The organism is Streptomyces sp. NPDC102467, assembly GCF_044765445.1.
Lineage (GTDB): Bacteria > Actinomycetota > Actinomycetes > Streptomycetales > Streptomycetaceae > Streptomyces.
Genome location: NZ_JBIWKA010000007.1, coordinates 269,835 through 294,571 on the forward strand (window position 1 = coordinate 269,835; position 24,737 = coordinate 294,571).

The following is a 24,737-nucleotide window of genomic DNA, read 5'->3' on the forward strand; positions in this document are numbered from 1 at the left end:
TCAGGCCCTAAGCTTCCGCTTATGTTGAAGGTGGGGTTGACCGGCGGTATCGGCGCCGGCAAGAGCGAGGTGTCCCGGCTGCTCGTGGAGCGTGGGGCGGTCCTGATCGACGCGGACCGGATCGCGCGCGAGGTGGTCGAGCCCGGTACACCGGGTCTCGCGGCCGTCGTCGAGGCGTTCGGTGACGAGGTGCTCGCGCCGGACGGCACGCTCGACCGGCCGAAGCTCGGCTCGATCGTCTTCGCCGACGCCGACAGACTTGCCGTCCTCAACAAGATCGTGCACCCGCTGGTCGGCACCCGGTCCGCCGAGCTGGAGGCCACGGCGGGGCCCGACTCCGTCGTCGTCCACGACGTGCCGCTGCTCGCGGAGAACGGTCTGGCCCCGCTCTACGACCTGGTGATCGTCGTCGACACGAGCCCCGAGACCCAGCTCGACCGGCTGACCCGGCTGCGCGGCATGACCGAGGAGGACGCGCGGGCCCGGATGGCCGCGCAGGCCACCCGGGAGAAGCGCCGCGAGATCGCCGACGTGGTGATCGACAACGACGTGCCCCGGGAGAGGCTGACGGAGCAGGTCGACGCGGTCTGGGCCGACCTCGTACGCCGGGCGGGTGCCGGCACGCAGTGATCGTCCGCGCGGCGACGGCACCGGGGAGGACGGTGTGCGTGTCCCGGGCGCGGCCCGCGGGCAGGAATAGCCCTTATGGTCCACGGTGTTGACCAGATCGCCGAATGGTCGAATGGCCGGATCGACGGATGGCCAAGATCTACAGGTCGGCACCAGAAGGGAGTTCACCGTGCCCGAAGTTACGCCCGAGACGCACGTCATCGACTACCGCGCGGCCGAGCAGCTGCTGGCCGCGCGAGACCCGCGCGGCGCGGTGCAGCTCCTGGACGACGTGATCGCGGCCTACCCGGAGAACACGGCGGCCCGGCTGCTCAGGGCCCGCGCGTTCTTCGCCGCAGCGCAACTGCGCGCCGCCGAGCTGGAGTTCTCCATCGTCCTCGAGCGTGAGCCGGACAACGCGTTCGCGCATTTCGCCCTGGCCAGGACGTACGAGCGGTGGTCGCGGCCGCAGCAGGCCCGGCGGCACTTCCGTCTCGCGGCGGCGCTCGACCCGCAGCCCGAGTATCTGGCCGCGGCGCGCTTCGACGACTGACCTCGACGACTGACCTCGACGACAGACTTTCGCGACTGACTCTCACGGCAGACCTTCGCGACTGAGCGCACGCACTTCCGATCAAGGCGCCCTTCGGACCGGACAGCTCCGGTCAGGGCGCCTTTCGGTACGGTGGGACGTCGCGGCCGGGCTGGTAGTGCGGTCCCTGGTGGATGTGGCGGAGGATCACGAAGACGTCGACCGTCGTGACCAGCCAAGCCACTCCACAGGCCAGCGCCCACCACGGGCGGTGTGCCAGCAGGAAGGCGACGGTGCCGAAGACCGTCCAGACCAGGCCGAACAGGGCCAGGCCGAGCCGCAGCCGCAGGGGACTGCGTGCGGTGACCGGCTCGTCACCCGTACGCACCGGATGTACCGGATTCATGGGCACCATCCCCTCATGACGAAGAGGCCCCTCTCCAGGGTGCCACGATCGAAGGAGCGGGCGTGCTGGACGTACTGAAGGGCGACGAGGCGTGCGCCGACTGGCTGGCGGCCCTTGACGACCCGGCGATACCCGCGCTGCCGGCCGCGCTGCCCGGTGCGCTCGACCTGCCCGACGTGCTGCTCGACCTGGCCGTCCCCCACGAGGACATCAACGAACTGCTGCGCCTGCGCGCCGAGTTGCTGGCATCGCCCGAGCTGCGGGCGCTGCTGGCGCGGGCGGTCAGCGGGCTGCTGTGGCACTCGGGGGAGCCGGGCCGGGGCGTCGGCCTGCCGGAGTTCCCCGCGGCCGCCGGAGCGCTGGGACGCAGCTTCGCCGTGTTCGTGTTCGTCGCCGCGCTGCCGTACACGCGGGCCCACCATCGCGAGCGGGGCATCCCCGACGACGTGTCCCGGCGCACCCTCGCCGACCTCGGCCGCAACCTCGCCGTGCACCGCAGGCGGTTCGGTACGACGGGGCTGCTCGTGCCGTGGTGGCCGACCCGGCACTTCCGTGGCGAGCTCTACCAGCTGGGGCGGCTGCAGTTCGAGCGGGTCCGCCTGGGGCGGCGTACGGGAGAGGGGCTCGCGGCGGCGGGCGTGCCGGTCGGGCCAGGGGACCCGGCGATCAGCGTGCACATCCCGGACTTCCGCGGGCCCATGTCGCCCGAGGCGTGCGACGACGCGTTCGCGCGGGCCAGGGAGTTCTTCGCGCGGCACTTTCCCGAGGAGCCGGCCGGGCTCGCGGTGTGCCAGTCCTGGCTCCTGGACCGGCAGTTGAGGAAGTACCTGCTGGCCGAGTCCAACATCATCCGTTTCCAGGACCGGTTCGACGTCCTGCGGCGGGCCGAGGAACCGGAGGAGGAGGACGACACCCCGATCGTGTTCGTCTTCGGCGGAAGCGAGACGCCGCGCGAACTGCTGCCGCGCCGCACGAGCGTGCAGCGCGCCGTCCTCGACCACCTCGACGCGGGTGGGCACTGGTACACGGGGCACGGCTGGTGCCGGATGTAGCTGATGCGGCTGATGTGGCCGCCCCGGTGCAGGGAGCCGCGTGGAGGCGCCGGATGGAGCGGGAACGGCACAGGCGGGGTGTTCGTTCCCTGTGCATGAGCCTTGAGATGCGTGCGGGATACGAGGGGACGGGGCCGGGCGCGATCACGCCCGACGGCTGCGCGGTGGAGCTGTACTCGAGACTGCCCGTCGAGGGCGAGCCGGAGATCGTCGCGGGAGCCGTGCCCGCGGGCGCGACCCTGCTCGAACTCGGGTGCGGGGTGGGCCGGGTGACACATGCGCTGGTGGAGCGCGGGTTCACGGTGACGGCGGTGGACGAGTCGGCGGAGATGCTGGAGCGGGTGCGGGGCGCGCGCACCGTGCGCGGCACCATCGAAGGGCTCGACCTCGGCGAGAAGTTCGACGTGGTGATGCTCGGCTCGATCCTGGTCAACACCGGGGACGCGGCGGTCCGGCGCGGCATGCTCGACACGGTGCGGCGCCATGTCGCCGACGGCGGCTGTGTGTTGATCCAGCGCGAGCGCGACGGCGTGCACGCGAACCTGCCGCGCGAGCACGTCCTCCCGGACGGGGCCGTCATCCGCAAGGTGTCCTCGGAGCCGGTCGGTGGCGACGGGGTGCGCTCGGTGAAGGTGGAGTACGAGTTCCCGGACGCGGTGTGGACCCAGACGTACCGGATCCGTCCGATGGTGGTCGCGGAGTTCGAACAGGCGCTGGCGGAGGCCGGGTTGAAGGCTGACAAGTACCTGACGGAGGACGCGAGTTGGGTGCGGGTGGTGCCCGCGTAAGGGGCTTTTCGCGGGTGCGATGAGTTCGGGCGGCGGGGCCGGTCTTATCCGGTGACAGTGACCGACCGCCCGCTCTCACCGCCCAGGAGACCCGTCATGACGAACCTCGCCGCCGCTGCCTCCGCTGCTGCCCCTGCCGTCGCCCCCGTCCGCTCCCGGCGCGCCCGGATCGCGCTGCGCACGGCCGCGATCGTGCTCGCGGCGTTCTTCGGTCTTGCGAGCGGCCTGCCCAAGCTCATCGCGCACCCCACCGCGGTGGAGGCGTTCGACTCGATCGGGTGGGGCGCGGTGGGGATGTACGCGATCGGGGCGCTCGAACTCGCGGGGGCCATCGGCCTGTTGGTGCCGGTGCTCCAAGGTCTGGCGCCGATCGGACTCAGCGCGCTCATGGTCGGCGCCTGTGTCATGCAGATCGTCGTCTTCGACGGGGAGAACGCGGCGACGCCGCTGATCCTGATCGTCCCGCTCGCCGCCCTCGCCTGGGCGCACCGGGGCCGCAACCGGGAGCTGGCCGCGCTGCTGGTGCGGCGCGGAGCCTGAAGGTGCGCGGTCTTTGAGCCGTTGCGCGGCCCCTGAGTCGGCGCGACGACCGCTGAGCTTCTGCACGGCCCCGAGTTCGTTGCTGACCGAGGTCCGCCAACAGGTGGCCTCGGTTCAGTGCTGCCCGGGGTTCGCCGACAAGGGGCCGCGGTTCAGTGTTGACCGGGGTTCGCCGACAAGGGGCCTCGGTTCAGTGCTGCCCGGGGTTCGCCGACAAGGGGCCGCGGTTCGTTGCTGACCGAGGTCCGCCAACAGGTGGCCTCGGTTCAGTGCTGCCCGGGGTTCGCCGACAAGGGGCCGCGGTTCAGTGCTGCTCGGGGTCCGGCTCGGGGGACTGGTCCGGGCCCTGGCCGAAGACGCCGCGCAGTCGCTCCAGTTCCCGGCGGTCCCGCTTCGTCGGGCGGCCCGTGCCGCGGTCGCGGACGCCTACCGGGGCGACCACCGCGCGGGGCGGGGGCGGCGGGGAGTTGTCGATGTACGTCTCGGCCGCCACCGGCGCGCCGACCCGCTTGCGGATCAGGCGCTTGACCACGACCAGGCGCTCGTGCCCGCCGGGCTGGCGGAGCCGCACCTCGTCACCGATCCGCAGCGCGTGCGCGGGCTTCGCGCTCGTCCCGTTGACCTTGACGTGGCCGCCCTTGCAGGCCGCGGCGCCCGCCGAGCGCGTCTTGACCAGGCGTACGGCCCAGATCCAGCTGTCGACCCGCACGGTCGCGCCGCCGGCCGGCGCCGCCGCCCGCGCGGCGCCCACCGGGTCCGGGGTGCTCGACGTCCCTGATGTCTCCGATGCCATGCGTCGACCTTAGTACCCCCGTGGTGGGTGCCCACCTGACGCCGTCACCGGCTCCGTCGGCGAGCCCTGGGCCGCCCGCTTCCGCCCAGACCGGATAATCCGGGCAAAGCGTATGTAGTCGACAGCGAGAGGCGCCCACGCCATGGCCGCGATGGACCCGGACAGCGACCGGACCGACCGGAACGACCGGAAGGAGCCGAAGGAGCGGAAGGAGCGGAAGGACCTTCACGACCGTGACGTTCCACAGGGCGGAGCCGACCTGCACGCCGCGGTCGACCGGCTGATGGACGGGCTGCGCTCCGATCTGGAGCGGCTCGCCGCCATCCCGTCGGTCGCCTTCCCCGGCTTCCCGGCCGAGCCGGTGCACCAGGCTCACGACCTGCTCGTAGACCTGCTGCACGAGGCGGGCGTGGAGCGCGTCGAGCGCATCGACCTGCCCGACACGGCGCCCGTGATCTTCGCCGAGATCCCGCCGCCGACCCCGGACGCCCCGACGGTCCTCCTCTACTCCCATTACGACGTGCAGCCCGCGGGGGACGAGAGCCTGTGGCGGTCGCCGCCGTTCGAGCCGACACCCATCGAGGAGGGGGAGGAGGGAGGCGAGGGTGGGCTGCGGGCGCGCGGTATCGCCGACGACAAGTCGAACGTCATCGCGCACCTGGGCATGCTCCGCGTCTTCGGGGGGCGTCCGCCCGTCGGCGTCAAGATCGTCTTCGAGGGGCAGGAGGAGTACGGCAGCCCCTTCGACGACTATCCGCCCAGCGACCCCGAGCGGTTCGCCTGCGATGCCATGGTCATCGCCGATCTGGGGAATCTGCGACCCGGGACCCCGACTCTCACCACCGGCCTGCGCGGTGCGGCCGAGGTCGTCGTCGAGGTCCGTACGCTTCAAGAGCCGCGCCACAGTGGCGAGTTCGGCGGCGCGGCCCCGGACGCGCTGCTCGTCCTCCTCAAGGCCCTGTCCACCCTGCACGATGTGCACGGCGATGTCGCGGTGGAAGGGCTGCGCCGCGACGAGTGGACCGGCACCAGCTACACCGAGGACGAGTTCCGCGACCTCGCAGGCGTCGAGGACGGCCTCCCGCTCATCGGCAGCGGCACCCTCGGTGAGCGTCTGTGGAGCGGCCCCGCCATCACCGTCATCGGCCTGGATGCCCCGAGCGTCGAGCACGCCGCGTCGGCCGTCGTCCCCTACGCCCGCGCCAAGCTGAATCTGCGCTTCCACCCGCTGCAGGACCCGCGCGAGGCCCGGGGCAGGCTCGTCGACCACCTGACCTCCCTCAAGCCGTTCGGCATCCCGCTGACCGTCACGCCCGGCGACACGGGACCCGGCTACGAAGCGGCGACCGACGGCCCCGCCTACCGCGCCGCCCGCACCGCGCTCAAGGAGGCGTGGGGCACCGACGCCTCGTACGTCGCGACCGGCGGTTCCATCCCCCTGGTCAACGGCCTCTCCCAGGCCGCGCCTGATGCCGAGGTCCTGCTCTTCGGCGCCCAGGACAGCATGTGCAACCTGCACGCCCCGAACGAACGCGTCCTCTTCTCCGAACTGCGCGCCACCGTCGTCGCGATGTGCGCGTTCGTCCGCGAGTACGCCGCCGACTTCCAAGGCGGGGAGACGGCATGAGTACGGACACGCAGGCCCCGGAACGGCAGCCCGAACAGCCCCCGGGGAAAAAGAAGTTCACCTTCCCCAGTGCCCTGACCGTCCTCGCCGTCGTCACGATCGCGGTCTGGCTGCTGGCCTTCCTCATCCCCTCAGGACAGTACGACCGCAACGGCGACGGCGCCCCGCTCGAAGGCACCTACCACCGCGTCGGCTCGGGCCAGTCGTTCGTGGACCGCCTCAATGACCTGTTCCTGGCGCCGGTCAACGGTCTCTACGGCATCCAGGACCTCAAGACGTCCCTGGTCGGCCCGGACAACTCCGGTGATCTGTACGGCAGCGCGGGCGTCTTCCTCTTCGTGCTCGCCATCGGCGCCTTCATCACTGTCGTTTTCGCGACCGGCGCTCTCGACCGCGGCATCGGCCGCCTCGCCCACCGGCTGCGCGACCGCGGGGCCCTGCTCATCGCGGGCGTCATGCTCGTCTTCTCCGTACTCGGCACGGTCGAGGGCTTCGCGGAGGAGACCCTCGGGTTCTACGGTCTGATCGTGCCGCTCATGCTCGCGCTCGGCTACGACCGGATGACGGCCGTCGGGGCGATCATCCTGGGCGCGGGCGTCGGCGTGCTGTGCTCGACGGTCAACCCGTTCGCCACCGGTGTTGCCTCGTCCGCCGCCGACATCTCGCTGGGCGACGGCATCGCCCTGCGGTTCGTGATGTGGATCGTGCTGACCGCGGTCACGGTCGCGTACGTCATCCGCTACGCCAAGCGCGTGCAGAAGAACCCGGAACGCTCGCTCTCCGGGTTCCTGCCGGGTGACAAGGACCGCGACAAGGCGGCGTCGGACGCGGCCGAGGTCCCCGAGCTGACCACGCTCCACAAGGCCGTCCTCGTCGTCACGGCGCTCGTCTTCGCCTTCATGATCTTCTCGGTGGTGCCGTGGGCGAGCGCGCTGACGGGCAAGGCCGACGCGGCCCCCTACGGCTTTGAACTCGGCTGGTCCTTCCCGCAGTTGGCGGCGCTCTTCCTGTGCGCCGCCGTACTCGTCGGGCTCGTCGGGCGGATGGGGGAGCAGAAGCTCAGCTCGACGATCATCCAGGGCGCCGCGGACTTCGTCTCTCCTGCGCTCGTCATCCTGCTGGCCCGCGGCGTCACCGTGATCATGAACAACTCGAAGATCACGGACACGGTGCTGCACGCCATCGAGGGCGTGGTCAAAGGCACCTCGTCCGGGATCTTCGCGATCATCGTCTTCGTCGTGAACCTGCCGCTGGCCTTTCTCATCCCCTCCACGTCCGGGCACGCGACGCTCGCCATGCCGATCCTCGCGCCCCTCGCCGACTTCGCGGGCGTCTCGCGGGCCGTCGTCGTCACCGCGTGGCAGGCGGCGAGCGGCTGGATGAACCTGTGGGTGCCGACGACCGCCGTCACCATCGGCGGCGTGGCCCTCGCCAAGGTCGGCTACGACAAGTACCTGCGGTTCGTCTGGCCGCTGCTCGCCCTGCTGTTCCTCCTCATCTGCGCCTTCGTCGCGCTGGGCGCCGCGTTCACGTAGCCCTAGGGTCGGGGGAATGGACGACGGTGACGGACTCGGCAAGCTCGATGAGCGGATCACTCGGTGCCGGGCCTGCCCAAGGCTCGTCGACTGGCGTGAGGAGGTCGCGCGCACCAAGCGCGCGGCCTTCGCCGACGAGACCTACTGGGGCAGGCCCGTGCCCGGCTTCGGGCCGCCCGACGCGTCCCTGCTGATCGTCGGCCTCGCGCCCGCCGCGCACGGCGGCAACCGCACCGGGCGGATGTTCACCGGCGACCGCTCGGGCGACGTGCTCTACCGGGCGCTGTACGACGTCGGGCTCGCCTCCCGCCCCGACGCGCTGTCCGCCGACGACGGGCTCACCCTGCGCGGAGTCCGCATCACCTCACCCGTGCACTGCGCGCCGCCCGCCAACAAGCCGACCACCGGCGAGCGCGACACCTGTCGCCCCTGGCTGGTGAGCGAGCTGGAACTGCTGCGGCCCACCTTGCGCGCGGTCGTCGTGCTCGGCGGTTTCGGCTGGCAGGCCGCGCTGCCCGCGTTCGCCGCGGCCGGCTGGCCGGTGCCGCGCCCGCGCCCGCGTTTCGGCCACGGCACCCGGGTCGATCTCGACGGTCTCGCGCTCTTCGGCTGCTTCCATGTCAGCCAGCGCAACACCTTCACCGGCCGGCTCACCCCGGAGATGCTGCGCGATGTGCTGCGCACCGCCGCCACGGAGGCGGGTCTGGCGGTGACATGGAACGACGGAGCGACACCGAACGGAGCCACCGGGAACGGAGCTGCACCGAACGGAGCAACAGATCAGGAACCGCCGCCTCCGGCTTCCTAGCGTGAAAGGGTGACGACACCTTCCACGCCGACGACGCCCTCCACGCCGGTCCCGCAGACGAGCAGCCACCCCCCGGCCGCGGCCTACCGCAACCTCGTCGTGGCCACGATCGGTTTCGCCCTCACGTTCTGGGCCTGGAACCTGATCGCGCCGCTCGCCGGCGTCTTCGGCTCGGACCTGAAGCTCAGCTCGTTCGCCCAGTCGTTCCTCGTCGCGGTGCCCGTGCTCGTGGGTTCGCTCGGCCGCATCCCGGTCGGCGCGCTCACCGACCGCTACGGCGCGCGGCTGCTGTTCCCGCTGATCTCGGCGCTCACCATCATCCCCGTACTGCTGGTGATCCCGGCCCGGCACAACTTCGGCGCGATGCTCGCCGTGGGCTTCCTGCTCGGCCTCGGCGGCACCACCTTCGCCATCGGCATCCCGCTGGTGAACTCCTGGTTCCCGCCCGCGCACCGCGGCCTCGCGCTCGGCATCTTCGGCATGGGCATGGGTGGCGTCGCCCTGTCCGGCTACCTGACACCGCGGATGGCCAAGCACGGCGAGAACCTCCCGTTCCTCGTCGTCGCCATCGCGCTCGCCGTGTACGCGGTCGTCGCGGCCGTACTGATCACCGATCACCCCGACCGCAAGATCCCCACGACGTCCCTGGGCAAGCGGCTCGGCGCGGCCGGTAAACTGCGCGTCACCTGGGAACTGTCGGCGCTGTACGCGATCGGTTTCGGCGGCATCGTCGCCTTCGGCGTCTACCTGCCCACCTACCTGAAGACCTGGTACGAACTGAGCCCCACGGAGGCGGGCACCAAGGCGGCCGGCTTCGCACTCGTCACCGTCATCTTCCGGCCGGTCGGCGGCTGGCTCTCCGACCGGATCCACCCGGCGACCGTAACCGCCTGCGCACTCGCCGTCGTCGCCCTCTTCGCGATCCTCCAGGCCTTCGACCCGACCCTGAACCCGATGGGCACGATCTGCTTCCTGCTCATGGCGGCGGGCCTCGGCACCGCGAGCGGCAGCGTCTTCGCCCTCGTCTCGCAGGTCACCCCGCAACCCCAGGTCGGCTCGGTGACCGGCATCGTCGGCGCGATGGGCGGCCTCGGCGGCTTCGTCCCGCCCCTGGTCATGGGCGCGATCTACAGCGCCAAGGACTCGTACTCCATCGGCTTCATGCTCCTGTCCGACCTGGCACTCGCAGGCTGCGTGTACGCGTACGGCCGGATGCGCAACGCCAGGGCGGAGTGAGCCGTCGCATCGACGCGGCCCGCGACCGGGGCTTCGCCTACGCGGACGGGCGTTCGGTGTCCTCGTCGCCGAAGAGGTGCCGAACGGTGGACCGATAGTTGGTGCGTACGTGTCCAAGCGCCACGGCCCGCGCCCGCTCCGGGTCGCCGGCGGCCACGGCGTCGTACAACTGCCGGTGCTCGTCCAGCTGTTGGGGCCACGCCTCGTTGCGCCGGGTCAGCCAGCGGAGGCGGCCGTCGACCGGCTGCATCACGCCGATCAGCAGCCCGTTGCCCGCCATGGCGAGGAGCCGGTCGTGGAAGCGGCTGTTGATGTCGGCGATCGTCTCGTCGTCGCCCCCGTCCGTGGCCAGCGCGGCCCGGTCGAGCAACTCCGCAAGCTCCGCCAGGTCGCCCGGTTCCGCGCGTTCGGCGGCGAGACCGGCCGCGTAGACCTCCAACGCCTCGCGCAGTTCGTAGAGTTCGGTGACATCGGTGCGCGTGAGGGTGCGCACCACGGCCCGGCGCGGGGTCTCGAACGTCACGAAGCCCTCGGCGAGCAGCGCCCGGATCGCCTCGCGCACCGGGACCCGCGAGACCCCGAAGCGCTCGGCGAGCTCCCGCTCGACCAGGCGGTCGCCCGGGCGCAGGCGGCCGCCGATGATCTCCTGCCGCAGCGTGGCGAGCACGCGTTCGCGCACCGCGCCCAGGGGTTCCACCGTCGTCATGGGCCCATCTTCGCCGATGGGCGGGGCTGTCATGGGCGGGGGCCCCGCACCCCGCCGGGCGGGGCCGAACGAGTGCACCCCGGGGCAACCCGACCGGTCACGGCTCGCGCGCGCGGGGCCGCCGCGCATCATCCGGGGCATGTCCTTGTCCCCCCGCCCCGTAGCGGGCGTCCTGCTGGCGGCATTCCTGACGCTCGCCCCGTCGGGGTCCGCGCCCACCACGTCCTTCTGGGTCGACCCGAACACGGCGGCGGCCCGCCAGTCGGCGCTGTTCCGCGCGCAGCACCGCGCGGCGGACGCCCGACTCGTCGACCGCATCGCCGGCCGCCCCCAGGCGACCTGGCTCAACGAGCCGAACCCCGGCCCGACCGTCCGCGCGGTCACCACGGCGGCGGCCCGCGCCCACCGCACCGCGGTCCTGGTCACGTACCACATCCCGCACCGGGACTGCGGGGCGTACTCATCGGGCGGCGCGCGCGATGCCGCGGCTTATCGGGCGTACGTCAACTCCGTCGCCACGGGCCTGGGTTCACGCGAGGCGTACGTGGTGGTGGAGCCGGACGCGGTGGCGTCGACGGTGGCGGGCTGCGCGGGAGTGAACGCGCGGGAGCGGTACGCCCTGCTCTCGTACGCGGTGAACCGTCTGAAGCGCCAACCGCACACCCGCGTCTACCTGGACGCGGGCAACGCGAGCTGGATCCCGGACGTCCACGGCCTGGTCGCTCCGCTGCGGGCGGCGGGCGCGGCGCACGCGGACGGCCTCGCGCTGAACGTCTCCAACTACCGTACAAACAAGGAGACTTCGGCTTACGGGCACCGGCTGGTCGGCGCGCTGGGCGGCGGCAAGCACTTCGTGATCGACACCAGCCGCAACGGCAACGGCCCCTACGGCGGCGCCGACGCGTGGTGCAACCCGCCGGGCCGCGCGCTGGGCGTCCCGCCGACGACACGGACGGGGGACGCGGCGCTGGACGCGTACCTGTGGGTGAAGCGGCCCGGCGAGTCGGACGGCACGTGCCGGGGCGGTCCCGGGGCAGGGAAGTGGTGGGCGGCGAAGGCGTTGGAGCTGGCGCGCAACGCGAAAGGGTAGGCGCCTCGTGGGGGCGGCCGACATCACTCTGCACAACGCCTGCGCGGGGAACGTGCCGCCCGTCGGACGGGACCCAGCAGCGGATAGTCCATGGCGTCGCGCCAGCCCGTGCCCGGTCCGTCCGTGACGATCAGGCGGATCGAGCGGACCTCCGAGCGGAGAGGGAGGTGGTGGTCGAAGGCGCTCGACGGGATGTCGTCCGTGCCGTCTCCGCTCGCCAGCGTCAGGTGCGGGTCCAGACCCTCGTCGCCGAAGATGCCCCGGTACGGAACCGCCTCCGGCCAGCGCTCGCGCAGTGATTTCGTCAGGGCGCGGAGCGGGTCCGCGGGGGACGGGTGCAGGTAGATGACCCCCGGCCAGCGACGGATCTCCTGGAACGTGAGGGTGAAGGGCGGTGTCGCCGCGAGGACCGACCGCAGCGCCGCTTCCGTCTCCCCGGTGACACTCGACCACGGCAGGAACGGATAGAGCACCGTCACGTGGGCACGCGCCCCGGTGCGGGCCAGCGCGTCCGCCTCGGGGATGTGGATCGTGAGGGCAGTGTCGCCCGGCACGTCCGGCCAGCCATCGGTCGCAGGCGTAGTGGGCACGGGGGATGTGGGCACGGCCAAGTGTCACATTGCGGAAACGCGCCCGTTCCCTCACCTCCAGAAACCTCCCTTACGCTGGAGGCACCAGTCACCAGCTGGCCGATGTCGTCCGGCGCCACCGCGTCCTCGTACGGCAGGAGCCTGCGCACTCTCATGATCCGCCCGCACTCGCTTCCGCCCTGGCTCGCCCACGCCCTGCGCGCTCAGCGTGCCCCCGTGCCGTGGCCTGCCGTCGTGCGCGGGGCACTCGCCGGCGGGCCGTTGCTCCTGCTCGCCGTCCTCGCCGGGCGGCCGTCAAGCGGCGTTCTGCTCGCCCTCGGCGCCATGCTCGCCGGGGTCAACGACCGGCCAGGCACCCGGCGGGCCGCCGTGTCCCGGCTCGGTGGGCCCGCCCTCGCGGGGGCCCTCGGAATGTTCCTCGGCAGTGCCCTTGCCGGGAGCGGGTTCGTGATCGTCGGAGTCTTCGCCGTCCTCGGGCTGATCGGCGGGGCGCTGAGCGCCGTCGGGCCCGTCGCGTCCGCCGCCGGAACCCAGCTGCTCGTGACGGTTGCCATCGGGGCCGGGATGCCCCTGCCGGAGAGCGGGGGAGCGCGGGCCCTGCTGTTCGCCGGCGGTGCCGCGTGGCTGATCGTGCTGCGCGTCGCGCTGCCGTCACCGGTACGCGGGAGCGGGCTCGGCTATCTGTACGACGGGGAGCGCGCCGCCGTCGCCGGGGTGTACGACGCCGTCGCCGCGCTGCTCGATGCCGTCGGCGGGCCGGACGCACGGCCGCGCCGCGTCGCCCTCACCGCCGCTCTCGACCAGGCGCAGGACGCCCTGCGCGGGCGCCCGGCGGGGATGCGGCGGCTGCGGGCGCAGTACGGTGCCGCGCTGCCGTTGGCCGAGGCCGCCACCGCGCTGGCCTGGGCCGGGGATCCCGTGCCGGGACGCGCCGCCGAGGGGCCGCTGCGGCTCGCCGCCGCCGTGCGGTCCGGAGCACCGGTCGGGGTGCTGCCCGCGCCGGCCCGTTCCGGCGCGGGGCTGCGGGCGCTGGACGAATCGCTGCTGCGGGCCGCCGAGGTGTTCGACCGGGGGAGCGGAGGGGCCGGAGCGGTCCGTCGCCGGGGTTCGGCGACGGGCGTCCTGCGCAGGATGGCCGGTCCTGCGGGGCGTGAGTACGGGGTGCGCGTCGGGCTCTCCTTCGGGGCCGGCGCCGCTGTCGCGCAGGCGCTGCAGCCCGTCCACTGGTACTGGCTGCCCGCCACCGCCGTCTTCCTCGTCAAGCCCGATCTCGGACCGCTGGTCTCGCGCGTGCTGTGCCGGGCCGCCGGGACGGTCGCCGGGGCGCTGCTGTTCGCCGGGCTCGCCGCCGCCCTGCCCCGGCCCCTCGGGCTGATCGCCCTGGTGGCCGTGTGCGGGGCGCTGATACCCGTCGCCACGCGGCACTTCGCCGCGCAGACCACCGTCATCACCGTGCTCGTCCTGTCCCTGGTCATGGTCGGCGGGGAACCGGGCGCCTCGTGGAACCGGATCACCGAGACGCTGCTCGCCTGCGCCATCGTGCTCATCGCCGGGCACCTGCCGTGGCCCGGCACGCACCGGGGCGGCGGGGTGCGGGTGCGGCTCGCCGTCGCGCGCGAGGCCGCCCACGTCTACGTACGGCATGTGCTGAGCGAGGACACGGACAGGGCAGGAAGGTGGGCGCTGCGGCGGGAGGCGTACCGGACGCTGGCGGAGGCGCGGGCCGCGGTGGAGCTGGCCGCTGCTGAACTGCCCGTCCTGGCACGGCATTCCGACGGGTCGCGGCAGGTCACGGTCGTTCTTGAGCGCCTGGTCGACGCGACCACCGCGTGTGCGGTGCAGGTCGATGACACCGGGCGGGTCCCTGTGCGGGATGCGGAGCGGATACGGGTGCTGCTGGCGGACCTGGCGGCTTAGCGGGCGCCTGCGTCTTCGCCGTCGGTCGGACCGTCGCGTGGCGACTGCCGCGCCGTCGTGGTTGCTCGCGCAGTTCCCCGCGCCCCTGGGCGGGGCGCAGGGTGTCCTGCGCCCCGCCAGAATCTGGTGAGGACTACGGCTTGGGCAGCGTGCAGCCCGAAGCCGACAGGTCGATCTTGTTGCCGATCCCGACGCACGGCACGATCCCGTACGTCTCCTGCGCGTAGTTGATGCCCTTGCGCACCGTCACCGCGCCGTTCTCGTCCACCTCGCACGGATTGTTGTCCGTGCAGCGCTGCCCGTCCTCGTTACCGGTGTTGTTGACCGCGACGACCTTCCCGGTCGTCCGGTCGAGTACCGGGGAGCCGGACGTGCCGCCGATGGTCTGGCAGGCGGAGGTGTAGCGGACCGAGTCCTTCCAGGTCCACTCGCCCTCCTTCAGGCGGTACGCGAATCCGTCGACCGCGCAGCTGTACGTCCTCTTCCAGTAGCCGGAGACCACGCTGATCGCCGTGCCCTTGGTCGGGTGGGCCGCCGACAGTTCCAGGGCCTTGATGCCGTACGAGCTCTCGATCTTCTGGTAGGTGCTGGTGAGTTCGTACAGGGAGACGTCCGTGTCGGTCATCGTCCCGTACGCGATCTTGCTCGCCCGCAGTGTCGCGACCTTGCCGCCCGCGCCGTTGAGCAGACTGAAGGTCCGGGTGGACGGCTGGTCGACGACGACCTCGCCCGGACCGGGGAAGCCGGATTCCATGCAGTGGCCGTTGGACATGACCAGCGCCGGGTCCGTCGGCTGGGAGTTCGGTACGCGGACGACGGAGCCGGAACAGTTGCTGAGCGCGACCGTGCCGGCGAAGTCGACGGCCTGGGCTCTCGGCGCCGCCGCCGGCTCCGCGCCGTCGAGTGCCGCGGCGGGGACCGCTGTCGCGCCGAAGAGCAGGACGCCGAAGAGCGCGCCGACGAGAGACTTCTTCATGTGGGGGGTTCCTCTCCCGTGCTGAGAGTGGTGCACCGGGTGGGGCATACGCCATGTTTGGCATGAGCATTGTGATGGCGTACGGCTCACCGGACAACAGTGCCTTCTCAGCGAACGTCGCAAAAGAACGCCGCAAAGAACGTCGCAAAGAACGTCGCAAAGAACTTCGCGGGGAAGCGATGAGTTCCGCGGCGGACCCCGGTCACCCCTCCGAGAGACCCGACCCGAGGAGGAACCATGGGGCTGCCCAAGGCGGTCACGCGCGCTGAGTGGCGCGCCGCCCGCGAAGAACTGCTCGCCCTGGAGAAGGCGGCGACCCGGGCACGGGACGCGCTGAACACCCGGCGCCGCGAGCTGCCCATGGTCGAGATCGACAAGTCGTACGTCTTCGAAGGCGCGGACGGGAAGGCCGAGTTGCTCGACCTGTTCGAAGGGCGGCCCCAACTCGTCGTCTACCACTTCATGTTCGCGCCCGACTGGGACGCGGGCTGCACCAGCTGCTCGGGGTTCCTCGACCAGATCGGGCACCTGGCACACCTGCGGGCTCGCGGTACGGCGTTCGCGGCGGTCTCCCGCGCACCCTTCACCAAGATCCTGCCGTTCAAGGCCAGGATGGGATGGACGGTGCCCTGGTACTCCTCGAACCTCAGCGGTTTCAACCAGGACTTCGGCGCCACCGTCGAGACCGACGACGGCCCGCAGGAGCGCCCCGCGCTCAGCTGCTTCGTACGGGAGGGGGAGCGGATCTTCCACACGTACTCGGCGTTCGACCGCGGCCTCGACAACATCGGGTTCACCACGAACCTCCTCGACCTCACCGCCCTCGGCCGGCAGGAGGAGTGGGAGAAGCCGACGGGCCGTGCCTCGTCCCTGGGCGCGCCCGCGGGCAGCGCCCGGGTCCGCTATCACGACGAATACGTCGACTGAGACCACTGCGTCGACCGAGACCGGCCGGAAGTATGTGCCTTCCGGCCCGGACGCGTCTCAACTCGGTGTCATTCTTGTCACGTTGCGAGTCCGCACCCACCCTGTCAGCGTTCTCCCTCATAAGACGCCGGACCATACCGGCGTCGGCACACCGGCACGATCACGGGGGCAGGGACGAGCGATGATCAACGGACGAGTGGTGCTGCAACGTTTCCCCGCAGGCGGGCCCCGCGGCTCCTGGCCCGCAGAGGAGTTCGCGCGCCTGCGCCGCCTGGAGGGGCAGGCGGCCGAGGTGGTCATGGACTTGGCGACCGACGCGTTTCTGGTGATCGTGCGGGAGGTGGCTGTGCAGCCGGTCGCGTGAACTGGTCCGCCTGGAGTCCGTACAGCTCGGCGTAGACCCCGCCCTTGGCCAGCAGATCGTCCGGCGAGCCCGATTCGACCAGACGGCCCTGCTCCAGGACGTGCACGAGATCGGCGTGGCGCACGGACGCGAGCCGGTGCGTGATCAGGATGACCGTCTGGCCGGTGCCCGCCAGCGCCCGGATCTTCTCGAAGACCTCGAGCTCGGCGCGCGCGTCCAGGGCCGCCGTCGGCTCGTCGACGATCAGGATGCTGCCCCTGCGGTACGCGGCGCGCGCGATGCCGAGCCGCTGCCACTGGCCGCCCGACAGTTCGTGCCCGCCGCTGAACGCGCGCGCGAGCAGCGTGTCGATGCCGCGCGGCAGGTCCCGTACGACGTCATCCGCGCCCGCCTGCGACACGGCCTCGCCGATCCGCTCCTCGGTCGGCTCGAACGTGGCACGGCCGATGCCGACGTTGACGCGCGCCGTGAACGGCCAGCGCTTGAAGTCCTGCGCCACCATCGCGACCCGCTCCGCGAGCCGGACCCGGTCGGCGCCCGCCGCGTCGACCCCGTCCCACAGGATCCGGCCGCTCTGCGGGGCGTAGAGCCCGGCGAGCAGCTTCACCAGCGTCGTCTTGCCCGAGCCGTTCTCACCGACGAGGGCGACGATGCGGCCGATCGGCACGGAGAGCGTCACGTCGTCGAGAGCGGGGCGGCCCGCGCTCCCCGGATAGGTGAAGGTGACGTGCTCGAACCTGATCTCCCGCGGTTCGTACGGGAGTTGCGTACCGCCCGTCGGGATCGCGCGCCGCGCCGCCTCCACGTACAACCGCTCCAGGTCGCCCACGAACAGGGCGTCCTCGTGCAGGGAGTTGACCTCCAGGACGAGGGTGTCCAGGCTCTGTGAACCCGTGCGGATCGCGATCACCGCCGTACCCGCCACGGACAGCGCCATCGCACCGGTCAGCAGGAGCAGACCCAGCGTCGCGTACGTCGCTGTCGTCGCAAGGCCCGTCCAGGCCGCCGCGACCAGACCGGTACGCGCCGCGAGTCCGGCGAGCCGTTCCTGTTCCGCCTCCTGCGTCTGCGACATCGACCGGAAATGGCGCAGCAGGAACGGGCCCACGCCGTGCACCCGGATCTCCGGGGCCGCCTCCGCGTCGATGAGCAGGTTGCTGATCAGCCGGCCCGCCCGCGCGTGCTGCACCCACACGTGGAAGGAGCGGTAGCGGCGGCGCGCGATCGTCAGGGCGCTCCACGCGCTCGGCAGCGTCATCGTCACCAGGAGTGGCAGCAGTACCGGATGCAGCACCGTCAGTACGCTCGCCGCCGCGATCAGCGAGATCATCGCGTTCACCACGCGGGTCGAGAGGGTGATCATCCGGCGCGCCGACTGCGCCCCGTACTGCGCGGTGTCGAGCAGTTTGTGGAACGCGTCGTCCTCGATCGCCGCCAGTTCCACGTTCGCCGCGCGCTCCAAGTACCGCTCCGTGGCGAGGCGTTCGACCTTCGGCTCCAGGCGCCCCGTCCCGTACGTCGATGCCGCGCGCAGCAGCGCCGCTATGAGGAGCACGGCCGCCATGGCGATCAGTGCGGGCGCCGCGCCGCGCAGCCGGCTTGCCATCGTGCCGCCCGCGAAGAGCCGGGCCAGCACGCTGTTGACGGCGAGCAGGCTCACCGCCTGGGCGATACCCCGGCCCGACTCGGCGCTCAGCACGATGCGGGCCGCGCGCCGGTCCGCGTCGCGCGCGAGCCGGAAGCTGGACGCGAGCAGCGAGGGAAGCCGTGTCAGCATCGCCCGGAAGCTCAGCTGGAGGAAGGCGTCCTCATGCGCCGACCAGCCGATGTCGTAGCGCAGCGGACCACCGAACAGCAGCTCCTCCGATTCCGACGTCGCCCGTTCGTGCGGCTCCGCCCCGGCGTCCGGCTTGTTCCTGGCCATCGGACCACCCCGTCCCCGTCGCCGTGCCGGCGACCCTCGCCGGGCGCCTGCCCGCGCACGTCGGACTCGACGCCTGGCGTCGGCGGGTGAGGAGGGTTCAGGAAGCGCCGATGGACCGGGACCAGACAGGCGTCGTCCCCGTGACCCGGCACAGCGCCAGATAGAGGGGGATCGGCGGGGTGTACGGCACCGAGCTGTCGGGGCAGTGGATCAGGTCGGGGGCGCGTCCGGCGTCCGGCACCAGGGCGCCGGCCGTGTAGCGCGCGGGCGCCGGCCACTCGAGGGCCACATCCGAGTCCGACGGCACGAGCCACCACCAGTGCGCCCCGTCCGCGTACACGCACCCCATCCGCGGCAGCCGCTGTGTCATCGCGCGGGCGAAGGCCTCGGGGACCGCCACCGCGTCGCAGCCCAGCGGCACGGTCATGCCGTCCGGCACGCTCAGGCGCACGGGCTCCGGCGGACGCGAGGTACGTCGGTGCCGGGCGAGCCCGACCAGCGAGTCCAGCTGCATCGTCCGCGTCGTCACCACGCCCATCCGTTCCCGCTCAGTACGCTCGTCGTCGTTCCTCGCCCGCCCGGCCGGGGCGGGCTTCGCTCACCAGGCCCAGCCGGTGCCGTCGGACGGGTCGGGCACGGATCCCGGACCCGTCACCGCCTGGGCGTCACGGGGCAGCTCCGCCCAGACGAGCAGGCCGGGGCCGGTCTCCTGGGCGCCCCACGCCGTGGAGACGGCCGCCACGAGGAGGAGGCCCCTGCCGTGCTCCTCCTCGGGCGCGATCCGGCCCGCGGCCCGGGTCTCCCCGGGCAGGGATCCTTCGTCGCGAACAGCTATCCGCACGCGCTCACCGGCGTCGTCGCACAGCTCGTGCAGTTCGCAATGGATGCGTCTGCTGGCGGTGTGCACGATCGCGTTCGTGACCAGCTCGGAGACGACGAGGGCCGCCGCGTCACAGGTGTCGTCGCACGCTCCCCAGCCACTGAGATGGTCACGGGTCATGCGCCGGGCCTGTGCGGCGGAGCCCGGGTGGGGAGCCAGCTCGAAGCTGCTGCGCCGTGCCGCGGTCCCCAATGGGGTTGCCGAACGGTCACTGAGCGTAGCTTCGTCTGCTTCTGTTCCTAAGGGCGCGGACGGAGTCACGTTGGCCACTATCTCCCCGTCGTGAACACTTGGCAAGAGCCACTCTGAAAAGTACAGAGTGCAGTGTGCCCCACGGAGCAGACATGGCACACTGCTCGCAACAGCTCGTCGCGCGGCGCCCTTTGGGGGCCGATCGCAGGGAAAACGGCCGGTGAACGACCCTCTCCGGACCTTCATCGGCGGCTGGTTCCGAACGCGTGATCACTGGATTGACTACTGGGAGGTAAGGGGCGTGAGCGAACCGCGGTCCGCGCCGACGGTCGGCCAGGTCGTGCTCGGCCGTCGTCTCCAGGACCTGCGCGAGAGCGCCGGGCTCAAGCGCGAGGACGCCGCGAAAGTACTCCGTGTAACCGCCGCGACCGTGCGCCGCATGGAGACCGCGGAGGTCTCGCTCAAGATCCCCTACCTCCAGCTCCTCCTGAAGTCCTACGGCGTCTCCGAGGGCGAGGCCGACGCTTTCGTGCAGCTCGCGGAGGACGCGAACAAGCCGGGCTGGTGGCAGCGGTTCCACGACATCCTGCCCGGCTGGTTCTCGATGTACGTGAGCCTGGAAGGCGCCGCGGCCCTCATCCGGTCCTACGAACCGCACTTCGTGCCGGGTCTGATGCAGACCGAGGAGTACGCGCGCGGTGTGCTCAGATCCGGCGCCATAGGCCGTGCGCTCGCCGAAGACCCCGAGGTCGTCGACCGGCACGTCGCGCTGCGCATGCAGCGCCAGGCCCTGCTCACCCGCGAGAACGCGCCCCGGCTGTGGGTCGTCATGGACGAGACCGCGCTGCGCCGTCCCGTCGGCGACGCGGCCGTGATGCGCGGCCAGATCGACCGGCTGCTCGAAGTGATGGAGCGGCCGAACGTGACGCTCCAGGTCGCGGAGTTCGCGACGGGCCCCCACCCGGGCACGTACGGACCCTTCGTCCTGTTCCGATTTGCCATGTCAGAACTGCCGGACATGGTCTACAGCGAGTACTTGACCGGCGCCGTCTACCTGGACGCGCGACCCGAGGTGGCCACGCACCTGGAGGTCATGGACCGCATGGCGGCGCACGCCGCGACGGCACAACGCACAAAGGAGATCCTCCGCGATCTCCGCAAGGAGCTGTGAATGGACCGGATCAAGGACCGGATACGAGGCGTCGACGGGGAGCCGATCTACAACGGCATGCCCGCGCGCGAGCTCGGCACCGAGGGCTGGCACAAGCCATGGAGCGGCGGCAACGGGGGCAACTGTCTCGAAGCCATGAAGCTGGCCGACGGCCGGGTCGCGGTGCGCCAGTCATCAGACCCGGACGGCCCTGCTCTGATCTACACCCCGGGCGAGATCAACGCGTTCATCGAAGGAGCGAAGTCCGGAGCGGCGGACTTCCTCCTCTCATGACGATTCTCGTATCGACTCGCACGACGATTCTCGTAACGACTCTCATGACGACCGGCGACTGACCGGCTGCTGAGTGGGGGGGCTCCGGAGGGGCCGCGGGAGCGCTCCCGTTCACAGCACCGCGCACAACGCGTCGACCGCCGCCCCGTAAGCCCGCTCGGCCGCCGCGGCGTACCCCACGACCAGCCCGTCCGCCGCGGGCCCGGCCGCCAGCGGATGCCGGAACTCCGCCAGGCCGTCCATCGCGATCCCCCGCCAGGCCGCCGCCTTCGTCACCGCCCGCTCGCTGCCGGCAGGCAGCCGCAGCACCGCGTGCAGACCCGCCGCGATCCCGGTCACCTCGATGTGCGGCGCCCGCTCGGCCAGCGCCCGCACCAGCCGGTCACGGCGGAGCCGGTAGCGCTGACGCATACGCCGTACGTGCCGGTCGTACGCCCCCGAGCGCAGGAACTCGGCGAGCGCCAACTGCTCGGGGACACTCACCCACGCCTCCCGTTCCCCCTTGGCCTCCAGTACGCCGGCCACCAGGTGCCGCGGCAGCACCATCCACCCCAGCCGCAGCGCGGGGGAGAGGCTCTTGCTCACCGAGCCCACGTACACGACCCGCTCCGGATCCAGACCCTGCACCGCCCCCACCGGCTTGCGGTCGTAACGGAACTCCCCGTCATAGTCGTCCTCCACGACCACGCCGCCGCGCGCCCGCGCCCAGTCCACGACGGCCGCCCGGCGCCCGGGATGCAGCGGCCCGCCCGTAGGGAACTGATGCGCGGGCGTGAGCAGTACCCCGCGCACCTTTCCCAGTCCGCTCAACTCCTCGACCCGCGCCCCGTCCTGATCGATCGTCAGCGGAATCGTCCGCACCCCGGCCCGGTCGAGGAGAGAGCGATGGAACCCGAGCCCGTACGACTCCACGGCCAGCGGCCCCCGGAGCACGCGTTCCCCGTACAGCAGGCGCAGCGCGTGCGCGAACCCCGAGCAGATCACGATGCGTTCGGGCTCGGCGCGCACCCCGCGTACGCGTGCCAGGTACTCCGTGAGCGCGGTCCGCAGCTCGATGCGGCCCCGCGGATCACCGGGCCCGAACGCGGCGGCCGGCGCGTCGGTCAGCGCGCGCCGGTACGCCGCCGCCCACGCCGCGCGCGGGAACGCCGAGGCGTCCGGTGCGCCCTGCCGCAGATCGTGCAGTGTCCCCCGGGGCCGCGTCGGAACCTCTTTCGGTACTCGCTCCGGGCCGCCCGGCGGCTTGGCGCGCTCCGCGACCCGGGTCCCCGACCCCTGCCGGGCGGTGAGCCAACCTTCGGCGACGAGCTCGGCGTATGCGTCGGCCACCGTGTTGCGGGCGACTCCCAGGTCCGCGGCGAGCGCGCGATAGGGCGGCAGCCGGGTGCCGGGGGAGAGCCGCCCGGCGCGGACGGCTTCGCGCAGGGCGACGGCGAGCGCGCCCCGCCGACTGCCGGATCCCGACAGTGCCAGATGCAGATCGACCCCGATCCGCTCCGCCGAATTGACCCATGATTCCGCCATGGAAATGCACCCTACAGCGGGTCTATTGCCCCCGTAGATTCACTGTCATGACGACGGCGAGCACGATGACGACGGAGAGCACGATGAACGCGATGAACACGGCGGATACGGCGAACGCGACGAACGCGGCGGGTACGGAGAGCACGATGAACGCGACGGGTACGGAGAGCACGATGAACGCGACGAACTCTTTCAACTTCAACTCCGCGACGAACACGCAGGCCGCGGAGGCCACCCGCACCGACTTCGCGAAGGCCGCCCCCAAGGCGTTCCGTGCCCTCGTCGGCTTCGACGCGGCCGCTCGCGCGGGGCTCGACCCGGCCCTGGTGGAGCTGATCCAGATCCGCTCCTCGCTCATCAACAACTGCGCGTACTGCCTCCACATGCACACGAACGACGCCCGTAAGGCCGGCGAGAGCGAGGACCGGCTGCACCTGGTCGCGGTGTGGCGCGAGGCGCGGCACTTCTTCACGCCGAAGGAGCAGGCGGCGCTCGCACTCACCGAGGCCGTGACCCGGATCGCCGACGCCGGGGTCCCCGACGCCGTCTACGCGGAGGCCGCCGCGCACTTCGACGAGGCGGAACTGGCCCAGGTCATCGCCCTGATCTGCACGATCAACACCTGGAACAGGGTCGCCCTGGCGACGGCGAAGCGGGCCGGTACGGACCAGCGGTAACGCCCCGAGGGGCGGCGCTCACGCGGTCATGGGCCGGTCGTGCGCCCCGATCGGCGCCGGGAGCTGCGTGGCGCCGGTCAGCCACCGGTCCACGGCCGCGGCGGCGGCCCGCCCCTCCGCGATCGCCCACACCACGAGCGACTGCCCCCGCCCGGCATCCCCGGCGACGAACACCCCCGGCACCTCGGTGCCGAAGGCGACATCCCGCGCGAGCCCGCCCCGCTCGGTGACGGCGAGCCCCAACTGGTCGACGATTCCGCCCACTTGACGCTCAGGGCCGGTGAAGCCCAGCGCCAGCAGTACCAGGTCGGCGGGCAGCTCCCGTTCGGTGCCCGCACGCGGCTGCCGCGCCGCGTCCACGCCGACCAGGTGCAACGCCCGCACGTGCCCGTACGCGTCCCCGGTGAACCGCAGGGTCGACGCCGCGAAGAGCCGCGCGTCCGCGTCGGCGGCCGGTGCCGTCCGCAGCTCGCCCGCCTCCTCGTGCGCGGCGGAGAGCCGGTACAGCTTCGGGTACGTGGGCCAGGGCTCGGCCTCTTCGTCGCGCACGTCCGCGGGCATGTCGTAGATGTCCAACTGCGTTACGGACAGCGCTCCTTCACGTACCGCCGTACCCAGGCAGTCGGCGCCGGTGTCGCCGCCGCCGACGACGATGACGTGCCGGCCGGCCGCGCTCAGCGGTGACGCGTCGAGGGTGCCCTCGCACACCCGGCCGGCCAACGGCAGATACTCCATCGCCTGATGAACCCCGGCCAACCCCCGCCCAGGGACCTCCAGTTCGCGCCACGCGGTCGCTCCCGTGGCGAGCACCACGGCGTCGTACCGGGCCCGCAGCTCGGCCGCGGTGATGTCCCGGCCGACCTCCGTCGACGTACGAAAGCGCACGCCTTCATCCGTCAACTGCGCCAGCCTGCGGTCGAGTTGACGCTTCTCCATCTTGAAGGCCGGAATCCCGTAGCGCAGCAGTCCGCCCGGACGGTCGTCCCGCTCGTACACGGCCACGGTGTGCCCGGCCCGCGCCAGCTGCTGCGCCGCGGCGAGCCCTGCGGGCCCCGAACCGACGACGGCGACGGTCCGCCCGCTCAGCCGGTCGGGCGGCCGGGCGGTCACGAGCCCGTCCTGCCAGGCCCGGTCGGCGATGGCCACCTCGACGTTCTTGATGGTGACCGCCGGCTGGTTGATCGCGAGGACGCAGCCCGCCTCGCACGGGGCGGGACAGAGCCGGCCGGTGAACTCCGGGAAGTTGTTCGTGGCGTGCAGCCGCTCGCTCGCGGCCCGCCAGTCGTCCCGCGCCACCAGCTCGTTCCACTCGGGGATCAGATTCCCCAGCGGGCACGCCTCGTGGCAGAACGGGATCCCGCAGTCCATGCACCGGTCGGCCTGCGCATGGACGATCGGCAGCAGCCCGCCGGGGACGTACACCTCGTCCCAGTCGCGGACCCGCTCCTCCACGGGCCGACGCGGCGCCTCCTGCCGAGGCGTGGTGAGAAAGCCCTTGGGGTCGGCCATGGCCGTCTCCCTACGCAGTGGCTCCTTGTGCCGCGATGGCTCTTTTCGCCACGATACGTCGGGATTGCACCATATTGCGCGCCCAGTCGGG

General features: G+C 72.0%; 27 protein-coding genes. 16 read left to right on the plus strand and 11 right to left on the minus strand.

The annotated features are described in order from the left end of the window. The first annotated feature begins 21 nt into the window (after nucleotides 1–21). Nucleotides 22–630, plus strand: coding sequence for a dephospho-CoA kinase (gene coaE / locus ACIREE_RS16555; protein ID WP_404151757.1), 609 nt, complete (start codon nucleotides 22–24; stop codon nucleotides 628–630). Nucleotides 631–799: 169 nt separating this feature from the next. After that, nucleotides 800–1,162 carry a tetratricopeptide repeat protein gene (locus ACIREE_RS16560; RefSeq protein WP_404151760.1) on the plus strand — a complete coding sequence of 121 codons (363 nt, stop codon included), beginning with the start codon at nucleotides 800–802 and terminating at the stop codon, nucleotides 1,160–1,162. Nucleotides 1,163–1,274: 112 nt separating this feature from the next. Here the strand turns inward: ACIREE_RS16560 and ACIREE_RS16565 are convergent, their stop codons facing one another. Next, nucleotides 1,275–1,547, minus strand: coding sequence for a DUF6343 family protein (locus ACIREE_RS16565; RefSeq protein WP_404151761.1), 273 nt, complete (start codon nucleotides 1,545–1,547; stop codon nucleotides 1,275–1,277). A gap of 62 nt (nucleotides 1,548–1,609) precedes the next feature. Here ACIREE_RS16565 and ACIREE_RS16570 point away from each other — a divergent pair, with 62 nt between their 5' ends. From ACIREE_RS16570 to ACIREE_RS16580, 3 genes are all read left to right on the plus strand, one after another. Further along, entirely contained in the window at nucleotides 1,610–2,599 is a 990-nt protein-coding gene (locus ACIREE_RS16570; protein ID WP_404151763.1) for an acyltransferase domain-containing protein, read from the plus strand. 95 nt (nucleotides 2,600–2,694) lie between these two features. Further along, nucleotides 2,695–3,387, plus strand: a complete 693-nt coding sequence (locus ACIREE_RS16575; RefSeq protein WP_404151765.1) for a class I SAM-dependent methyltransferase — start codon at nucleotides 2,695–2,697, stop codon at nucleotides 3,385–3,387. Nucleotides 3,388–3,483: 96 nt separating this feature from the next. Continuing rightward, a complete protein-coding gene (locus ACIREE_RS16580; RefSeq protein ID WP_404151767.1) occupies nucleotides 3,484–3,927 on the plus strand; it encodes a DoxX family protein in 444 nt (147 codons plus the stop codon). Between the two features lie 304 nt (nucleotides 3,928–4,231). Here the strand turns inward: ACIREE_RS16580 and ACIREE_RS16585 are convergent, their stop codons facing one another. Beyond that, on the minus strand, nucleotides 4,232–4,720 hold the full coding sequence (locus ACIREE_RS16585; protein WP_404151769.1) for an RNA-binding S4 domain-containing protein: 489 nt from the start codon (nucleotides 4,718–4,720) through the stop codon (nucleotides 4,232–4,234). 283 nt (nucleotides 4,721–5,003) lie between these two features. Between ACIREE_RS16585 and ACIREE_RS16590 the strand changes: the two genes are divergently transcribed. Genes ACIREE_RS16590 through ACIREE_RS16605 form a run of 4 tightly spaced genes read left to right on the plus strand, consistent with a single transcriptional unit; the run spans nucleotide 5,004 to nucleotide 9,926 of the window. Next, nucleotides 5,004–6,347: a M20/M25/M40 family metallo-hydrolase gene (locus tag ACIREE_RS16590; protein WP_404152321.1), complete on the plus strand. Its 1,344-nt coding sequence runs from the start codon at nucleotides 5,004–5,006 to the stop codon at nucleotides 6,345–6,347. Beyond that, on the plus strand, nucleotides 6,344–7,882 hold the full coding sequence (locus ACIREE_RS16595; protein WP_404151772.1) for a YfcC family protein: 1,539 nt from the start codon (nucleotides 6,344–6,346) through the stop codon (nucleotides 7,880–7,882). The genes ACIREE_RS16590 and ACIREE_RS16595 overlap by 4 nt, the downstream gene beginning before the upstream one ends. A 16-nt stretch (nucleotides 7,883–7,898) precedes the next feature. Further along, complete coding sequence (locus tag ACIREE_RS16600) at nucleotides 7,899–8,690, plus strand: uracil-DNA glycosylase (RefSeq protein ID WP_404151775.1); 792 nt, start codon at nucleotides 7,899–7,901, stop codon at nucleotides 8,688–8,690. A 9-nt stretch (nucleotides 8,691–8,699) separates the two neighbouring features. Beyond that, on the plus strand, nucleotides 8,700–9,926 hold the full coding sequence (locus tag ACIREE_RS16605; protein ID WP_404151777.1) for a nitrate/nitrite transporter: 1,227 nt from the start codon (nucleotides 8,700–8,702) through the stop codon (nucleotides 9,924–9,926). A gap of 37 nt (nucleotides 9,927–9,963) precedes the next feature. Here ACIREE_RS16605 and ACIREE_RS16610 read toward each other — a convergent pair whose 3' ends face one another. Then, entirely contained in the window at nucleotides 9,964–10,632 is a 669-nt protein-coding gene (locus tag ACIREE_RS16610) for a GntR family transcriptional regulator (RefSeq protein WP_404151780.1), read from the minus strand. Between the two features lie 139 nt (nucleotides 10,633–10,771). On the opposite strand from ACIREE_RS16610, the gene ACIREE_RS16615 reads away from it, so the two are divergent. Continuing rightward, nucleotides 10,772–11,722, plus strand: coding sequence for a glycoside hydrolase family 6 protein (locus tag ACIREE_RS16615; protein WP_404151783.1), 951 nt, complete (start codon nucleotides 10,772–10,774; stop codon nucleotides 11,720–11,722). 23 nt (nucleotides 11,723–11,745) lie between these two features. Here ACIREE_RS16615 and ACIREE_RS16620 read toward each other — a convergent pair whose 3' ends face one another. Next, nucleotides 11,746–12,312 carry a 2'-5' RNA ligase family protein gene (locus ACIREE_RS16620; RefSeq protein WP_404151786.1) on the minus strand — a complete coding sequence of 189 codons (567 nt, stop codon included), beginning with the start codon at nucleotides 12,310–12,312 and terminating at the stop codon, nucleotides 11,746–11,748. 153 nt (nucleotides 12,313–12,465) lie between these two features. Here ACIREE_RS16620 and ACIREE_RS16625 point away from each other — a divergent pair, with 153 nt between their 5' ends. Further along, nucleotides 12,466–14,229 (plus strand): FUSC family protein, encoded by a 1,764-nt coding sequence (locus tag ACIREE_RS16625; protein WP_404151789.1) that lies wholly within the window; start codon nucleotides 12,466–12,468, stop codon nucleotides 14,227–14,229. Between the two features lie 133 nt (nucleotides 14,230–14,362). Here ACIREE_RS16625 and ACIREE_RS16630 read toward each other — a convergent pair whose 3' ends face one another. Next, nucleotides 14,363–15,205: a serine protease gene (locus tag ACIREE_RS16630; RefSeq protein WP_404151792.1), complete on the minus strand. Its 843-nt coding sequence runs from the start codon at nucleotides 15,203–15,205 to the stop codon at nucleotides 14,363–14,365. Nucleotides 15,206–15,442: 237 nt separating this feature from the next. Between ACIREE_RS16630 and ACIREE_RS16635 the strand changes: the two genes are divergently transcribed. Continuing rightward, nucleotides 15,443–16,132, plus strand: coding sequence for a DUF899 domain-containing protein (locus ACIREE_RS16635; protein WP_404151795.1), 690 nt, complete (start codon nucleotides 15,443–15,445; stop codon nucleotides 16,130–16,132). Between the two features lie 181 nt (nucleotides 16,133–16,313). Next, the gene (locus ACIREE_RS16640) at nucleotides 16,314–16,496 is read left to right on the plus strand and encodes a hypothetical protein (RefSeq protein ID WP_404151797.1); all 183 of its coding nucleotides are present in this window, start codon (nucleotides 16,314–16,316) and stop codon (nucleotides 16,494–16,496) included. On the opposite strand, the gene ACIREE_RS16645 is transcribed toward ACIREE_RS16640, so the two are convergent. The 3 genes from ACIREE_RS16645 to ACIREE_RS16655 form a co-directional block, all read right to left on the minus strand. Beyond that, on the minus strand, nucleotides 16,429–18,420 hold the full coding sequence (locus tag ACIREE_RS16645) for an ABC transporter ATP-binding protein (RefSeq protein ID WP_404151800.1): 1,992 nt from the start codon (nucleotides 18,418–18,420) through the stop codon (nucleotides 16,429–16,431). The genes ACIREE_RS16640 and ACIREE_RS16645 overlap by 68 nt on opposite strands. Before the next feature lie 97 nt (nucleotides 18,421–18,517). Continuing rightward, nucleotides 18,518–18,958, minus strand: a complete 441-nt coding sequence (locus tag ACIREE_RS16650; protein ID WP_404151803.1) for a hypothetical protein — start codon at nucleotides 18,956–18,958, stop codon at nucleotides 18,518–18,520. Nucleotides 18,959–19,018: 60 nt separating this feature from the next. Beyond that, nucleotides 19,019–19,420: an ATP-binding protein gene (locus tag ACIREE_RS16655; protein WP_404151806.1), complete on the minus strand. Its 402-nt coding sequence runs from the start codon at nucleotides 19,418–19,420 to the stop codon at nucleotides 19,019–19,021. 373 nt (nucleotides 19,421–19,793) lie between these two features. Here ACIREE_RS16655 and ACIREE_RS16660 point away from each other — a divergent pair, with 373 nt between their 5' ends. Next, complete coding sequence (locus ACIREE_RS16660) at nucleotides 19,794–20,663, plus strand: helix-turn-helix domain-containing protein (protein ID WP_404151808.1); 870 nt, start codon at nucleotides 19,794–19,796, stop codon at nucleotides 20,661–20,663. Then, complete coding sequence (locus ACIREE_RS16665) at nucleotides 20,664–20,936, plus strand: DUF397 domain-containing protein (protein WP_404151811.1); 273 nt, start codon at nucleotides 20,664–20,666, stop codon at nucleotides 20,934–20,936. It abuts the gene before it with no gap. Between the two features lie 111 nt (nucleotides 20,937–21,047). On the opposite strand, the gene ACIREE_RS16670 is transcribed toward ACIREE_RS16665, so the two are convergent. Beyond that, a complete protein-coding gene (locus tag ACIREE_RS16670) occupies nucleotides 21,048–22,460 on the minus strand; it encodes a PLP-dependent aminotransferase family protein (protein ID WP_404151813.1) in 1,413 nt (470 codons plus the stop codon). 22 nt (nucleotides 22,461–22,482) lie between these two features. After that, nucleotides 22,483–22,656 carry a hypothetical protein gene (locus ACIREE_RS16675; RefSeq protein ID WP_404151816.1) on the minus strand — a complete coding sequence of 58 codons (174 nt, stop codon included), beginning with the start codon at nucleotides 22,654–22,656 and terminating at the stop codon, nucleotides 22,483–22,485. On the opposite strand from ACIREE_RS16675, the gene ACIREE_RS16680 reads away from it, so the two are divergent. Continuing rightward, a complete protein-coding gene (locus ACIREE_RS16680) occupies nucleotides 22,634–23,137 on the plus strand; it encodes a carboxymuconolactone decarboxylase family protein (RefSeq protein WP_404151819.1) in 504 nt (167 codons plus the stop codon). The two genes, ACIREE_RS16675 and ACIREE_RS16680, sit on opposite strands and share 23 nt — an antisense overlap. A gap of 18 nt (nucleotides 23,138–23,155) precedes the next feature. Here ACIREE_RS16680 and ACIREE_RS16685 read toward each other — a convergent pair whose 3' ends face one another. Further along, complete coding sequence (locus ACIREE_RS16685) at nucleotides 23,156–24,646, minus strand: glutamate synthase subunit beta (RefSeq protein ID WP_404151822.1); 1,491 nt, start codon at nucleotides 24,644–24,646, stop codon at nucleotides 23,156–23,158. Between the last annotated feature and the right edge of the window lie 91 nt (nucleotides 24,647–24,737).